The sequence below is a fragment of the Dyadobacter tibetensis Y620-1 genome, assembly GCF_000566685.1.
Taxonomy (GTDB): domain Bacteria; phylum Bacteroidota; class Bacteroidia; order Cytophagales; family Spirosomataceae; genus Dyadobacter; species Dyadobacter tibetensis.
This window is the reverse complement of record NZ_AZQN01000003.1, coordinates 1,112,277-1,128,453: the sequence shown is the minus strand read 5'-3', so window position 1 is coordinate 1,128,453 and position 16,177 is coordinate 1,112,277. Positions and strand designations below refer to the sequence as shown.

Sequence of the window (16,177 nt, the reverse complement as noted above, 5' to 3'; positions counted from 1 at the left end):
CCTTAGTTTATGTTCACAAATGTAGTCTTGCGGGCAAGAATATTCAAATGCACTTGGTGTTTTCGAGTAAATACGCAAATTTTGCCTACTTAAAATTACAATTTCAATTCCTTATGTCTGAACCAAAACCAAGGCCCTTTTTCTTAACTGTTCTTTGTTATTTTACTTTTATGAGCGGCTTAACCGGGCTATGGACCCAATCTGAGCGCCTTTGGAGCCCCGGAGTCGTAGCCGAAACCACCAGAGAGACATTTGAAGCCGTTCGGGAAAAACTCGAAACCCAGGCGGAAGGGGAGCAATTGACCATGATGGAAAATATGTTCGATGGCATTCTGGCACAGACTACACGCCAAAACATGCAAACCAGTGCCATCATCCTGATAATATTCGAATCTATTTCGCTCTTTGCAGCCTATTTAATGTGGAATTTGCAAAAAAGAGGCTATTATCTGTACTGGGCTGGTATAGGAGTGGCATTTCTTGGGCCTATATTGCTCATCGGCAGCTGGATGGGAATCATCACCGCTGTGGCCGGAGTCATGATGAGTTTGATTATGGCCATCCTTTATTCTCTGAATCTGAAACATTTAGCCTGATAGCGACTACTTAATTTAACTATATACAACCTCCCTCCCGTCGAAATGGGTCTTAATGTTCGTCCAAAATCACATTACTCCTTGGATTCCACACAGAAAAGATTTTATTTTGCGGGTCTAATTTGAAAACAAGAAATGGCAATTATTAACAAAATTCGAGAAAAGTCTGGTGTTGCAGTCACAGTAGTAGCGATCAGTTTAATACTTTTCATGGTGGGTGGTGACCTGATGGGCCCCAATTCCTTCCTTGCAGGGAGTAATAATCAATCTGTAGGAGAAATCGCCGGAAAGGATATTAATATTAAGGATTTCCAAAGTCGGGTCGATGTATTCCGCCAAAATTATGAGGCTCAGACGGGCCGCAGCCTTGGAGAAAATGAGCTCGCCTCGCTACGCGATCAGGCATGGAATCAATTTATTGTTGATATCGCTTACAAAAAAGAATTTGATGACCTAGGACTAACTGTTACCGATCAGGAGCTGGTGGACATGGTGCAGGGAAATCATCTGAGCCCTTCTATTCAGCAGGCCTTCGCTGACCCGACAACCGGTCAGTTTGACAAAAATGCCGTCATCAATTATCTGAAAAATTTAAAAACCTTACCCATAGAGCAACAAAGAGCCTGGGCAAGTTTTGAAGATAATCTTAAAGAAGAGCGCCTGCGTACGAAATACGAGAATCTGATCCGACTGTCTACCTATACCCCCAAGGCACAGGCTGAAAGAGAATATATGGCACAGACTACCAAGGCTACCGTAAATTACCTTTACGTACCCTATTTCTCTGTAGTAGATACGACCATCAAAGTTACTGATGCCCAGCTTGAAAGTTACCTAAGCGAGCACCGCGACGAATATAAGGGCTCTGATACCCGTTCTATCGAATACATCACTTTCCCTGTTCAACCTGCCAAAGACGATAGTGCTGCTCTTTATAGCGAAATTAAGAATCTGGCGCGTGGATTGGCCACTGCCGAAAATGATTCTGCTTTCGCTAGCATGAATTCAGATATTAATCTGCCTACTTATATGTCGATGGCTAATATGTCGGACCAATTGAAAGAAGCGATTAAAACCTTCGTTCCGGGCGGCGTATTTGGTCCTTACCGCGAAGAGAACACCTATTTTATCTATAAATATGGAGGCACGAAAAAGGACAGTGTTTCCACTGCCCGTGCTAGCCACATCCTTATTAGAGCCGAAAATCAGTCGGACTCTGCCAAGGCAGCTGCCAAGACAAAAGCGGAAGGTATATTAGCACAAATCAGAGCAGGAGCCAACTTTGAAGCACTGGCAGCGACTACCAGTGCCGATCCTGGTTCGGCTCAGAGAGGTGGGGACCTGGGATACTTCCAGAATAATGGTGCTATGGTGAAGCCCTTTGAAGAAGCAGTGTTCTCAATGTCTTCTCCAGGTTTGGTTAACAGACTTGTAGAAAGCCAATTTGGATACCATATCATCAAGGTAACCGATCCTCGTTCCAATACCTTGTACCGATTGGCAACTATTGGAAAGACCATCGCTCCAAGTCAAAGCACACGTGACGAAGCCTACCGTAAGGCAGATGAGTTTGTCAATAATGTGAAAAATAAAGAGGAGTTTAATAAAGAAGTAGCGAAAAATAAGGAACTGGTTATGGCAACTGCTAACCGAATCCCTGAAACTGCTACTAACGTTAATGCCATACAAAATGGTCGTGAAATCGTTCGCTGGGCATTCAACGAAAATACAAAATTGAATAGCGTGTCTCCTGTATTCGAAACAGAAGATCAGTATGTCGTAGCGATCCTAACCGGAAAATCGGATGCGGACAAAGTGAAAGTAGATGACTTTAGAGATGAGCTTACGACTAAGGTTCGTAACCAGATTAAGGCCGAGCAAATCACCGCTAAGCTGAAGGGCGCCACGGGCGATCTAGAGGCCATCGCCAAAAAATATGGAGCTGGTGCACTGGTAGAGTCGGCAACCGACATCACCCTGGCCACAGGCTTCCTGACCAGCGCTGGTTTCGACCCCATTGCTCTGGGCAAAGCCTTTGGTCTGAAGCCAGGCAGCAAATCTGATGTCTTCACCGGAGAAAACGGCGTATTCATTATGGAGCTTGTCAGCAAAACTGAAGCACCCCAAATTGCCGACTATACTCAATATAAAACGCAGCTTACCCAGTCGCTTGAAGGTCGTACACCGTACCTAGTTAATGAGGCGATCCGTGACAACGCAAAAATTAAAGATAGAAGAGCCAAATTCTTCTAATCAACTCGCTAGTTTGAAAAAAGGGGATGAATCATTCATCCCCTTTTTTTCGTTTAAATTTGTTTTTTTTCAAAATAAAACATTCGTATTTCCGAAATTATTTATAGTATTGCAGTATAAACTGTCAATAATACACTTAATGTATCAGAGATTCATCGTTGCCATGAGTAATGATCAGGAAGGAATAATAAACCATATTCATTAAACTACCAAGTAATGAGCATTCTAATAGGAGAACAGGAGTATTTTAAGGGCATAGGAAAAATCGCCTATGAGGGTCCATCAAGTGACAATCCACTGGCTTACCGCTGGTATGACGAAAACCGCGTAATTGCAGGTAAGACCATGAAGGAGCATTTGCGTTTTGCGGTAGCCTATTGGCACAGCTTCTGTGGAAACGGAAGTGACCCTTTTGGAGGGCCCACCCAATTTTTCCCCTGGGATAAAAAAGCGGAAGCCGTAGACCGGGCCAAAGACAAAGCCGACGCTGCTTTCGAATTTATTACCAAGCTAGGCCTTCCCTATTACTGTTTCCATGATGTGGATGTGGTTGATTATGGTAGTGACGTAAAGGAGAATGAGAACAGACTTCAAACTCTGACAGCCTATTTGTCAGAAAAGCAAAAGGCTTCTGGAACCAAGTTACTATGGGGCACTGCAAATCTTTTCAGTCACCATCGTTATATGAATGGGGCGGCAACCAATCCGGATTTCAATGTGGTGGCACACGCAGGGGCGCAGATCAAAATGGCCTTAGATGCCACCATCGCTCTGGGCGGAGAAAATTATGTATTCTGGGGAGGAAGAGAGGGGTATATGTCTCTATTGAATACCAATATGAAACGTGAGCAGGAGCACTTTGCGCAAATGCTGAAGATGGCCGTGGCCTACGGCCGGGCCAACGGATTCAAGGGTAAATTCTTTATAGAGCCTAAACCCTGTGAGCCTACCAAGCATCAATACGATTACGACGCTGCAACGGTAATTGGCTTCCTTCGTCAGCACGATCTTCTGGCTGATTTCTCATTAAATTTGGAGGTAAATCATGCTACTCTTGCGGGCCATACATTCGAGCACGAGCTGCAGGTAGCAGCCGATGCTGGTCTGTTAGGCTCTATCGATGCCAATCGTGGAGATTACCAAAACGGATGGGATACGGATCAATTCCCAATCGATCTGACGGAATGGACCAAATCTATGTTAATCATTCTAGAAGCGAATGGGCTTCAGGGTGGAGGCATAAATTTTGATGCAAAAATCCGAAGAAATTCCACTGATGCAGAAGACCTCTTCCATGCTCATATCGGCGGTATAGACACCGTTGCCCGCGCCTTGGTGATCGCCGATTCCATCAGAACTAATGGAGAATATGATAAAATCCGTAAGGATCGCTATGCGAGCTTCGACGCAGGTCAGGGAGCCTCCTTCGAGAAAGGTGGTTTGAGTCTGGAGAATCTGTTCGACCATGCCGCTGCAAATGGCGAACCTGCCATGATCTCGGGTCGTCAGGAATATCTTGAAAATATGATCAATCGCTTTTTATAATAGCTCATAAGAGGTATTCAACAGGGGCTTCCACGAGGAGGCCCCTGTTTTTTTATCCCTGCATTTCATCTACATCTTCCACTCTTAAGGTAAGTGCTGCGGCCAGGCACATGGAGGCCCCTCCTATTACCAGGGCGAAGATAGGCTCTCCATTAAAAAATGTCTGAATCAGGAAGCCCAACAGGGCCGCGGCTACAATTTGAGGAAGCACAATAAAGAAGTTGAACAAGCCCATAAAATACCCCATTTTATGAGGAGGTAAGGCGCCAGCCAACATGGCATAGGGTACCGAAAGAATAGATGCCCAGGCAATCCCTATTCCTACCATGGTCAACATTAGTAAGTCGGGGTTAGGAAGCAGATAGATGGATAGTAAAGCCAGTCCTCCAGCTAGCAGGCAAAGCGCATGGGTAATTTTACGGCTGGTCCGGCTCGCAATTATGGGAATCAGAAAAGCCACCACCGCAGCCACGCCATTATAGACTCCCATGCACAGGCCCACCCAGTCGGCTCCATCATTATAGGCCTTACTAGTAGGATCGGCGCTGCCATACAAATGGCTGGTCACGGCGGGGGTCATATAGATCCACATAGAAAAAAGGGAGAACCAGGAAAAAAACTGCACCCATGAAAGATGTTTCATCGTAATAGGCATACGTTGAATGTCTAACATTATGGTTACAAAGGCAGAAGGAGTTTTAACAGTTTTTGCATAATAGGTAGCTACAAAGTACAGGATGCCAAGCACAAGCAATCCAAGGGAGAATATATAAAGTTCCTTATGGAGATCCTTGAAAGCCAGAAAAGTGGTAAATAATACTCCAGATAAAGAAAGAATGAGTCCTCTTTTTTGAAAAATGGAGCGATCGACCGCGCTTATAGTAACTACTTCCTCTTCGACCTGCCGACCTTCCTGAATGGCAAAATTGGCCAGCTCATCTGGGCTGTATTCCTTAGAACGAAGAATGGTCCAGATCACTGCTAGTAAAAAAACTACTCCCCCGATGTAAAAGGACCATTTTACTGAGTCAGGAATAATGCCTGGAGCGGCCTGATTGGAAATGTCGAGCCAATTGCTGAAAATATAAGGCAAGGAAGAGGCTATGATGGCTCCTGTACCTATAAAAAAGCTCTGCATGGCAAAGCCCGCTGTACGCTGGCGGGAAGGGAGGTTATCACCCACAAAGGCCCGGAATGGTTCCATTGAAATATTGATAGAGGCATCGAGGAGCCAAAGCGTGCCGGCAGCGAACCAGAGTGCTGGAGAATTGGGCATCATCAAAAGGGAAATAGAGGCCAAAAGAGCACCCGCCAAAAAATAGGGACGTCTACGGCCCAGCCGGGTCCAGGTGCGATCGCTAAAATATCCAATAATGGGCTGAATAATAAGACCTGTTAATGGCGCCGCTACCCAGAGAATGGGGATATCGTCTACTTCTGCCCCAAGTGTTTCGAATATACGACTTACATTGGCGTTCTGAAGGGCAAAACCGAATTGTATACCCAGGAAGCCGAAACTCATGTTCCAAATTTGCCAAAAGCTTAGGCGAGGCTTCAGGTCCATTTCAACTTTGGATGCAGATGATGTTGTTGCCATGGAAAAATATGTTGATGAAGGAAATTAGATATTCCCAAAAATAACATTGTTTTATTCAAAAAAACAATTTGCATTAATGTCAGCTCTCCGAAGAAATTTCATCTGCAATATACTTCTACATTTAATCGAAAACGGTTAGCTATTTCAATAAATTTCTTACCGTTTAATAAGTTTAATAAAGTTTCTTTATAGAAACTTTACGGTTTGTCCTTAGAATGTTTAATATTGATGTATAGGAAGGCCTGATCAGTTCTCATCAAATGCTACGAAATAGGACAGCCTATTTTATAGTCGTTTGATTCAGAACCGAAATTACGCATACTCACTCAACGTTTCTTCAGATAAACCCTGGATTAGTAAGCCGGCAAAGGACTTGTAATCAAAGACCTAGGCATGGGCCAGCTCATCACCTCTACTCAACGTAAGGGCAGTTTCGAACCGGACTGCATCGTATCTGTATATCCCATAACAGTAACAGAACCCTTATGAAAAAAAGAATACATCAGCCAGTACTAGGGATTCATTCCCAAGTACTCATTTTAAAGATTACGACGCCCTGTCACCGCTTGAACTTCAGGCAGCTACTACATACACTAGTACACAGGTCTATCTCCTATTTTACTGGGGCCTCAGCCGGACATACATGCTCACATGTGTATCTGGCTGGGCCTGCATTTTAGGCAGGCGTCGTTTAGGTGAATGACTCTTTTTATACCCGGGATCTGATCTTTCAAAGAGTATCCCTATGGCGACGGGATATCCCAGCATATCGCTCGCCACATCCGCCGGCTCGTCAAATGTTTTAATAAAAAACTGTTTATTCATTAAGAACAGGACCGCTATCTATCGGGCAAGAGCTAGCAATTTGACTATAGACACCGTTTCGGTGATCAACAGTGGTATTGATCCAATCTATGCTTCGAATAATGGATTAGTCTTGAACCTGAAAACTTTCTGTTTCAAGAACATTAGCTTTCAAAATTCAATAATAATAGGAAGTGGTATTAAAGGTACGTCGACCGATTCTGAGACGCCAGCCGCACTCACAATCAAAGCCAGAAATTATCCCCTATCTTTTAATTCATCACCGGCCTCTTTGAGCAATGTATTCTTGAAATGGAATGAGATCGGCGGTCCACATAATGGCATCAGGATAGGTGAAAATGGTATAACGGAAGATGAGGACGGGAGTGGTTCTAGAAGAAAATGACCTAAGCGCCTCTTACGCTGGCAAGGCACTCATTAACAGAACGACAGCCGATATTATCCTGACCCGTAACTGGTATGGACTTGCCGATCAATTGGGCGATCTGGCTAAGCTAACGGCCGCTAGTACTGGCACCAATACGGTAAGAACCTTTATGGGAAATGCCAGTTTCAGCAAGATCAAATTCTGTTAGTCAGCACTATAGTTTGCAACATAATCATCCGGCAAAAGGCAATAATTTGTATCGCTTAAAGATGTTTGATCTCGATGAAAGCTACAGCCTTAGTCGGATAATCTGCTTGTGGGTCAACTGATTACCCGTTGCTAGATAAGGTTGTTCTCTTTGAAGTAACAGACCTCGTTATGCTATCCATTCCCATAATGGGATGGGAAAGCAGGGTGCTTTGCATACAGGAAGAGAATTAGCCCTTTTATGATCAAACATCTTTTATGGGAATGATGAGGAAAAGCATGAATTAACCCTTTTCTTAAGTCGTATTAGTTAAAAGCCACCTCTAATGAGAGGGCTTTTCAATTAAATATTAATATCCTCCATCCTGAAACCAAACATACACGGTTAGAATTACACCAAATGTTATTGGCAAATCAAAAATATACTTCAGTTGACTATTTTTTACAGATAATCTACATCATCTTCTAATTAGCTTCCCAAAAAGTTATTAATAAAGATCTGATCAAAGTTTAGAACGAATAAATTGGTTAATTTAAATTCATTTTTTTGTAGTAATATTTCTGTACCATATCGGCTATATATTTAACGTATATGATGCTCCGCCTATCTATATTTGAAATGTTAATTGGCCACATGAAGGTAAAGCTACACTTAATAGAAACTTTAATTCTATTTAACGGCTATTTTAAAACCTTGATTATAACTGATTATCAAATATTCTTTCATAGGGGATTTAACATTCCAGGTAGCAACTTACTTTAAAAACGAATCAAAATACTTACATAGCATAATTCTATTACTCAAATTAATTTCAGCTACGCTAATTCTATTTAACTATTTGCAATAAAAATGGATTTAAAATACGTACAAATTCTTTTGCTAAACCTTAAAGATGATGAAAAATAGTATTTGCTATAAAGGCTTTATAAATACTATAGGCGAAGATGCCCATTCCATCATCTGAAGAATTCCGACACTCTAGAAATGGTGTTCCTAACAGCCAACCAATTTTTTTAATATTCCAGACTTTGGTTTATCACCCATCTAGGCCGACCTATTTAAAATCTAAACATTCCAATATCTACCCCTATACCATAATCGGATAACCAGCAAAACAGAACTACAAAAAAACGGAAAACATGTACTATTTAATTACTGGAATACAAAAGTATTCAAAAGCCCAGCGCTCTAACTTTGCTTCCATAAGGAAGAAGATAATATTGTCACTTACCATACTGCTAACACCCACAATTCTCTGGGCACAGGCCCCAGGAGGAGTAGCTGGCTCTTCTGTATGGCTTCGGTCCGACCAAGGACTAACCTTAACGGGCTCGAATGCTACGGCATGGACCAACCAAAGTAATCCTTCAAATGGCTTTTCAGCTACCGGCACCATCACCAAAACTGAAGGGGCAGCAAACTACAACCCTCATTTAATATTTGGCTCTTCCTTTTTTAAGAGTGTTACATCCGTTCCGGCTGTCAATGGTTCCGATTATACAAAGTTTGTAGTATACCAGCCCTCCCCCAATCCGCAGTCGACAGTAAGAAATAATATCATTGGAAGTACCACCGACGCAGGTCATACATTCTGGGGAGCAGGCACCACAACAAGACTGGCTATATGGCATAATGGAACCACCATATTACAGGCCTTAAATGTTGTATCCAGCGACAGACCCTACCTTGCGGTCGGTAAATATCAAAGTGGAGGTACCGACGGAACCGAAATTAGAGTAGATGGCCAGACAAAAGCTACGGCCACCAGTTCCCGTGCTTATGTATCGACGGCCCTTCAGATTGGAGCCCACGGATCGGCCAACTATATGGATGGTAGAGTGGCGGAGGTTATTATGTTCCCGTCAGCTCTAGACAAATTGAGTATTAGAAAGGTAGAGTCCTATCTCGCTCTAAAATATGGCCAAACCCTATCCAATGATGATGATAATGACGGTCTAGTCGGTGAAAGCATATCTGGAAGTGTCAACGAAGGTGATTATATACTTTCCGACGGAACGATAGTCTGGAATTCAGCTAATAACAGCGAATACCATCATACTATTGCAGGCATTGGCAGGGACGATGGCTCGTTGCTACACCAAAAGCAAAGTACGAGTGTCTTATCAACAACATCTCCCGTTACAATGGCCTTAGGCGCATTGCTGTCGTCCAATGATGCCAATGCCAATATGGTTACCTCTGATAAACAATTTTTGGTATGGGGGCATGATGGCAGTGATGTTATGGCAAAAAAAACCGTCACGGGTTCTGCACAAATCAACTACCGTATCAAACGGACTTGGAAACTGCAAAATAATAGCGCCTTTAATCAAATGGTAACTGTATATCTTCCTTCGCAAGGAGTAGCATCTCCTTACCTTCTTTATAGTGCTACCGAAGCAGGGCTCAACGATGGAACAGCCGTCGAGATTCCTTCCTCAGGCAACTTAATGATTGACGGAACCTTAAATGACGCTTATTCGGTAACATTTCCCATCGATACCAATCTATATTTTAGCTTTGGTGCCTATTGCGCAACGCCAGACTTAACTGGTCCTAACACCATAACGGGTGCCACCACGATTCAACTGGCAAGTGCGGATCCCCCGGCGGCCATGAATGCCTGGGTTTCTTCTGATCCCTCTATTGCCACTGTTAATTATAATGGCGTGGTTACGGCGAAAAAAGCTGGATTCGTAGACATAACCTTTACCAATGCAACAGGATGTATCAAACAAACGAGCATCACCATCATCAGCTCATCAGAAATTTGCGGTAATGGAATTGATGACGATTTTGACGGATATATAGACCAGGCTGATTCAGATTGCAATGCAGTGCCTTCCTGTATTGCGCCAACAGCAGATATTAGCAGCTTCGACATTGCAAAAAAATGGTCAAGCTCTACCGGAAACGTGTTTGGCTGCGCAGCCTCTTCGACCATAGCAGATTTAAATGGAGATGGAATCCCCGAAATCTTGGCCATTAGAGCCGGCGGAGCGGGACTAACTTACTTCAGTGGCGATGGTTCAGATGCTGGCAAAACAACCACAGACTACGATATCCAATTGAATGTGGAAGTGGGCCAGTCCACCAATCAAACTGCAGTGGCTGATATCGATCGGGATGGTTCTCCAGAGGTCATAGCCATAGATGAAAACGGTTATGTATATGTGTTCAATCATATTTCGGGTAATGCCAGCTCCTACGAATATAAATCGGATGCACCCATAAATACCACCTTTAAGGGAGGTTCTCCAAGAGTAGTTGATATAGATGAAAATGGAATTCCAGAAATTATTATTGGTACGGATATCTTTCAGTTCAACCTATCAACCAGAACCCTTAAAAAGGTTGCATCGGGAAATAGTGCCCCTAGTGGTAGAGATAACCGTGGCTGGGGACAGGATATCGTTGTGATCGATATTATGCCAAACAACCCTGGAAAAGAAATCGTAGCGGGCTCAAAGGTCTTTGGTGTTAATCTGAATACTGGTGAATTCACTACCCTAGCTGATCTCAGCACAATTGCCGGATCCGATATTTCAGCGAATAATGACGGTCCTACTGCAGTAGCCGACCTGGATTTAGATGGAAATTTAGACATTGCCTATACCAACGGAACAGCGATCGTCGTATGGGATCCAGTGGCAGCCATTCTCAAAATGAAAACCGACTATCCCCTCAGGAGTGGTAGCGTTTACAAGGCCATGCCCACCATTGCCAACGTATACGATGATGTCACCTTGGACGGAAAAACTAAAAATTTACCAGAAATAATTTTCACAAACTCGATTACCCTTTCCGCTTATAACCTAAATTACCCAAGTGGACCAATTTGGGATATTCCTGTCGTGGATGCCTCTGGACAAACAGGAGTTACAGCCTTTGATTTAAATGGAAACGGAAATCAAGAACTTATCTACAACGACGAACGATACATTCAAGTCATCAATGGCAACTCAGCAAACCCTACTGACCTCTTTAAAATAGCCTCAGGTACGGCTACCTGGATGGAAAACCCCGTCGTTGCCGACGTAGACAATGATGGCCAGGCCGAATTTGTTGTGGTGGCGGGCGGAAACTCTGCCTTTGTTGGCGCCCTTACAGTCTTCGGTGCTAAAGCCGGTACTTCTGCCTGGGCTCCAGCCAGAAAAGTCTGGAACGGAAGAGGCTACCGCAGCACCAATATCAACGATGACTTAACTGTCCCCCGACTGGAACAAGATATGCGAAAAGAATATCCCGTTGGTTCAGGGCTATACCCCTTTAACAACTATAATGTTCAGAATTACCTATCTCCCGTCCCCAATGGTTTTATGGCCGCTCCCGACGCAGTGCTCTCTGAAGTGACCCTCGGTACCGATTGTTCTTACCCGGCCAATGCCGTCGCGCTAAGCTATAGGATCACGAATAGTGGTTCAGCCATGGCGCCAGCAAAAACACCAGTACGTTTTTATGTCGGTAACCCTACACTGCCAGGTGCCATCCGGCTCACCGCCACGGACTCCCTGTTCGCTCCTTTGGCTACTGGTGCAAGCACCATACAATCGGTAATATTGGATATATCCGGATTTACGGCACCATTGGATCTATATGTAGTACTGAATGATAAGGGAACCTCAAACCTCCCCTTGACATTCCCCATTGCAGGGTCTCCGATTGGAGAATGTGACTATGACAATAATATCGCCTTCGTAAATATTAAGGTAGCTAATCTTCAGGCTCCTCCACAACTGGTGGCAAACGCAGAGACCAAACTCGCATTCATGCTGAACTGTGCCGATGAAAATGGATACCTACCTTTCATTAACGATATCGCAAACCCTACCATTAAGTATATGGCCATCCACCCCAATGCCGTGACGGGTTATAACTTCAACACAGCTGCAGTGGCTCTCAATAATAACAACCTGCTTGAGAGCGACATAGCCAACCAGCGCAAAACAGATGGTAGCAATAATACCACAGCCCTGTCCAACCGTATGTATACCGTTGTTAATACGGGTACGCCAGTACTCAATGGAAGCAGCTTTACGGTACGTTTGTACTATAACCCTGCCGACCTGACGGCCGCTCAAGGCAATCTGGATCCTGCTGTAGGCGGTGTAGCTGATGGAAAATGGTTTAAATTAGAAGGTACATCCAGCGATGTATTGGCCGACCAAATCCCAACAGGATTTAGTGGCACCCATGCCTATCAATACCTAGAAAGCCCCGTATATGGCGTAGAGAATGGTGTAGACTATGTAGAGTTTACAGGTATCACCAGCTTTAGTACCTTCGGCTATTTGGCCAACAAAACCGAAAATCCATTGCCTGTTACCTTGATTTCGTTTATAGCTACTTCAACGGAAACCGGGGGAGCCGAGCTTAGTTGGCAAACGACTTCAGAAGAATACAGCAGCCATTATGAGTTACAATTCAGTGCGGACGGAAAACAGTTCTTTAACATTGGTAGAGTCGACAGCCAAAACAACTCTAACGGGGGAAGCTATCTATTCGATTACAGCCCAGCTCCGGAAGGCGTAAGCTACTACAGACTCAAATCCGTAGACATTGATGGAAGCTATAGCCTCTCCAAGATTGTAAGTCTCCGACTGGAAGGCAACGGTTCGACCATCAGCATTGCCCCTAACCCTGTCAGCAGCACGCTTACAGTTAAAGGATTATCAGATAATGCTCTCATTAGCATCCTCGACCTCTCAGGCAGATTAGTATTGACTAATTCCCCCTCTGGCGATTCGAACACGATGGCAGTTGGCGAGCTGTCACCAGGAATGTATTTGCTGAAAATTAGAACCATAAATGGCGCCACCTATTATAGAAAGTTTGTAAAGGAATAAACCCTTTTATTAATTGATTTAAGTTTAAAGAGGCCGTCTCATTTGAGACGGCTTTTTTTGTTCTCCAAACTTCTATTTAGACTCCATGATAACCTACAAGGATAACCTACAAGCCTCTAACAGTCTATTACAGAATACGGTTTATTTCGTTTTTCGACAAGCATATCCTAAAACTACCATTTGCAACCCTTTCTATTATGCTGCATATACAATTACTGATACAGCCAGGATGCTAAGGCTTTGTTTTAGCTCAGATCCAAAACCCGTCCGATATAGCGAATTTAGCTAGTATCTATACTACTAGTATCTATACTATAAGACCGTCCCCATTTTTCACCTTACTCCCCAACCATTGATTTCCAAAAACTGAAAGCATTAAAGTATGTATTAGACTAAATTGCCAGCTAATATAACTCCAGATTCGATTTAAAATTAAGCTAGAACTTATTCAATCACTCTTCAGATCCTAGACCTGCTTTTCAAATAACTCCTTTCCCCAACTTAACTGGAGGAAACATTCGTGTTCTAAATATCAATATAAAAATAAATATAATACCAAAAAGCACAGATCTAAAAACAAATCCTTGCAGCAACTCAAAGAAAATATAAAACCTATAAATTAGAAATATTTCTACACCCGAATTGACTTCAGCCATTTTCTAAACTTTACCTTTACTTGATTGAGAGCAGCCATTTATTACCGAGTCTAACATGCATGTGAATTTAATTGATAACCAATAATCAATAAACTACAGATGGAAATCAAATACTATCCAGTGTTAAGTGAAAAATCCAATTATCATTACTGTTCGACCACCGAGCATAAAGGACGAGAAAATACCGACAAGATAGAGCTTACCCGAAGCTGGAAAACAGATGAATTCAGTATTAGTCGAAACGAGCTCATTACGGACAATCTAACGCTTACTACGACAAATATTCAGTCCAAAACACCAATTTTAATACATCGCAATGCCCTTCCCTTAAATGACCTTTACATAATCGACCTCATTAGCTGTAGACAGGACTGTTACCAAATATACAGTAGAGAAAACTTTATTTGCTGTAAGGAAAATCAGTACTGGGGTCTTTCAACCGGCACGGTTCAATCGATCTTTGGATGTCAAAGCGAAATGTCTGGTACTCGTATTGAAATCAAGGTTGGACGGTACTACCTGCTAGAAATGATATCTAAAATGGGCCTTGGCTGTCCCTCGAAAGGTTATGAGGATATTCTTCAAAATGCTGATTTTTATTCACTAAAGCCGATGGGCAGTCACATTCTCTATTTGTTTCAGAAATTACTTAAAATCCAGAGGACCGACCAGCATAAAGAATTTAGTCAACAACAGATCAGCACCCATCTGGTCCTGGAACTAATAGAGGAAGTTCTTCAAGCATTTTTCTCAGCCTCAGCACCGGCTTTTGGATTACGATCGGAGGATCAGCTGAAAATTAGAGAAATATGTGAATTGATAAAAAATCGTCTCGACCAAAAATTCACCATCATGGAAGCTTCTAGTCATTGTAACATGAGTACGACAAAGTTTAAAAATATCTTCAAAAGTGTTACCGGCCATTCCTTTACAGATTACTACACCAAAATCAGGATGGAAGAGGCACTCTCTGCCTTAAATCATCAGAGACCTCATAATCTAACCCAACTTTCCTTGCAACTGGGCTACAAAAACCTATCTCAATTTACCAGAGCATTCAAGGAGTATTACCACAAATCCCCAAGTGCCATCCTTAAGGACCGCACTACGAATTAGCCTAATCCCTTTTCGAATTCATAAAGAATGGCACTAGAGGCTTTGAATTAGCAATAGTAAGGACATTGAGTCATAGGCTGGCTTCTAAATATGTTAGGTAGTATTCAGACCATTATTGAAGCGGAGATCCATAAGTTTGTTTTTCGGCGAAACATGCCATCCTCCTAAATTTATAATATTAATATAGGAACCAAAATTTAGTAACCAAATTTAAATCTGTGTAATATTATTTTGACATAATATCTAATTTGTTAAGAATTATGTCCATTTTGTAAAGCAGCATCTTGATAGAATCTCGAGATTTGGACGATTAAGAAATATCAATTAATGGACTTCAATAATCCATTGTTCCGTTTTCTTATTCACCAAACCTTACCCACTTATAAACGTAACCTATTTATGCTATTACAAAACAAAATTGCCCTAGTAACTGGTGCTACTTCTGGGATTGGAGAGTCCATTGCAATATTATTTGCAGCACAAGGCGCCAAAGTGGTCGTATCGGGCCGAAATCATGAAAAAGGAAATAGCGTCGTAAAAAAAATAAAAGAGGCTGGAGGTACCGCTACTTTTCTGGCCGCAGAAATGTCAGATTCACTACAATGTAAACAGCTGATAGAAGAGACAGTAAAAATATATGGACGACTGGATATTGCCTGCAATAACGCCGGATTAGTTGAACCCCTGGCACCAGTGGCCGATTATCCGGAAGAAAACTGGGAGAAGGTTATTAGCGCTAATTTGAACGGGGTATTTTATTGTTTAAAATATCAGTTAAAGGTTATGCTCCAACACGGAGGACCTTGCTCGATCATTAACATGTCATCAGTATTAGGCCAAACAGGAGAAAAAGGACTATCAAGCTATATAGCCTCCAAACATGGCGTTAACGGGCTGACCAAGAGTGCAGCCTTGGAAAATGCCACAAATGGTATCCGTATCAATGCAGTAGGACCTGCTTATGTAGAAACGCCCATACTTGCTGTACTTCCAGAAGAAACGCGTAAAGTTTTGGGCAGCGCCCAACCCATGGAACGGCTGGGGCAGCCGGAAGAGATTGCGGAGTTAGTACTCTGGTTGGCATCCGATAAATCCTCATTTGTGACAGGTTCCTACTATGCAATCGACGGAGGATATCTGGCAAGATAATCGAAACCTTTATAAAGAA

The 16,177-nt window shown here is 42.8% G+C and carries 8 protein-coding genes; 7 read left to right on the top strand and 1 reads right to left on the bottom strand.

The annotated features are described in order from the left end of the window. The first annotated feature begins 170 nt into the window (after window positions 1–170). From X939_RS0111525 to xylA, 3 genes are all read left to right on the top strand, one after another. Window positions 171–596 (top strand): hypothetical protein, encoded by a 426-nt coding sequence (locus tag X939_RS0111525; RefSeq protein WP_025763425.1) that lies wholly within the window; start codon window positions 171–173, stop codon window positions 594–596. Between the two features lie 135 nt (window positions 597–731). Then, entirely contained in the window at window positions 732–2,849 is a 2,118-nt protein-coding gene (locus X939_RS0111520) for a peptidylprolyl isomerase (RefSeq protein ID WP_025763424.1), read from the top strand. A gap of 216 nt (window positions 2,850–3,065) precedes the next feature. Then, window positions 3,066–4,394 (top strand): xylose isomerase, encoded by a 1,329-nt coding sequence (gene xylA / locus X939_RS0111515; protein ID WP_025763423.1) that lies wholly within the window; start codon window positions 3,066–3,068, stop codon window positions 4,392–4,394. Between the two features lie 52 nt (window positions 4,395–4,446). On the opposite strand, the gene X939_RS0111510 is transcribed toward xylA, so the two are convergent. After that, window positions 4,447–5,991 (bottom strand): MFS transporter, encoded by a 1,545-nt coding sequence (locus tag X939_RS0111510; RefSeq protein ID WP_198034394.1) that lies wholly within the window; start codon window positions 5,989–5,991, stop codon window positions 4,447–4,449. Between the two features lie 1,178 nt (window positions 5,992–7,169). Here X939_RS0111510 and X939_RS0111500 point away from each other — a divergent pair. The 4 genes from X939_RS0111500 to X939_RS0111485 all read left to right on the top strand — a co-directional run bounded on the left by X939_RS0111500 (window position 7,170) and on the right by X939_RS0111485 (window position 16,158). Continuing rightward, complete coding sequence (locus tag X939_RS0111500; protein ID WP_025763420.1) at window positions 7,170–7,391, top strand: hypothetical protein; 222 nt, start codon at window positions 7,170–7,172, stop codon at window positions 7,389–7,391. 1,139 nt (window positions 7,392–8,530) lie between these two features. Beyond that, the gene (locus X939_RS0111495; protein ID WP_084299436.1) at window positions 8,531–13,237 is read left to right on the top strand and encodes a DUF8202 domain-containing protein; all 4,707 of its coding nucleotides are present in this window, start codon (window positions 8,531–8,533) and stop codon (window positions 13,235–13,237) included. Between the two features lie 755 nt (window positions 13,238–13,992). Continuing rightward, window positions 13,993–15,009: a helix-turn-helix domain-containing protein gene (locus X939_RS0111490; protein WP_025763418.1), complete on the top strand. Its 1,017-nt coding sequence runs from the start codon at window positions 13,993–13,995 to the stop codon at window positions 15,007–15,009. 399 nt (window positions 15,010–15,408) lie between these two features. Beyond that, entirely contained in the window at window positions 15,409–16,158 is a 750-nt protein-coding gene (locus X939_RS0111485; RefSeq protein WP_044199233.1) for an SDR family NAD(P)-dependent oxidoreductase, read from the top strand. Window positions 16,159–16,177 lie beyond the last annotated feature (19 nt).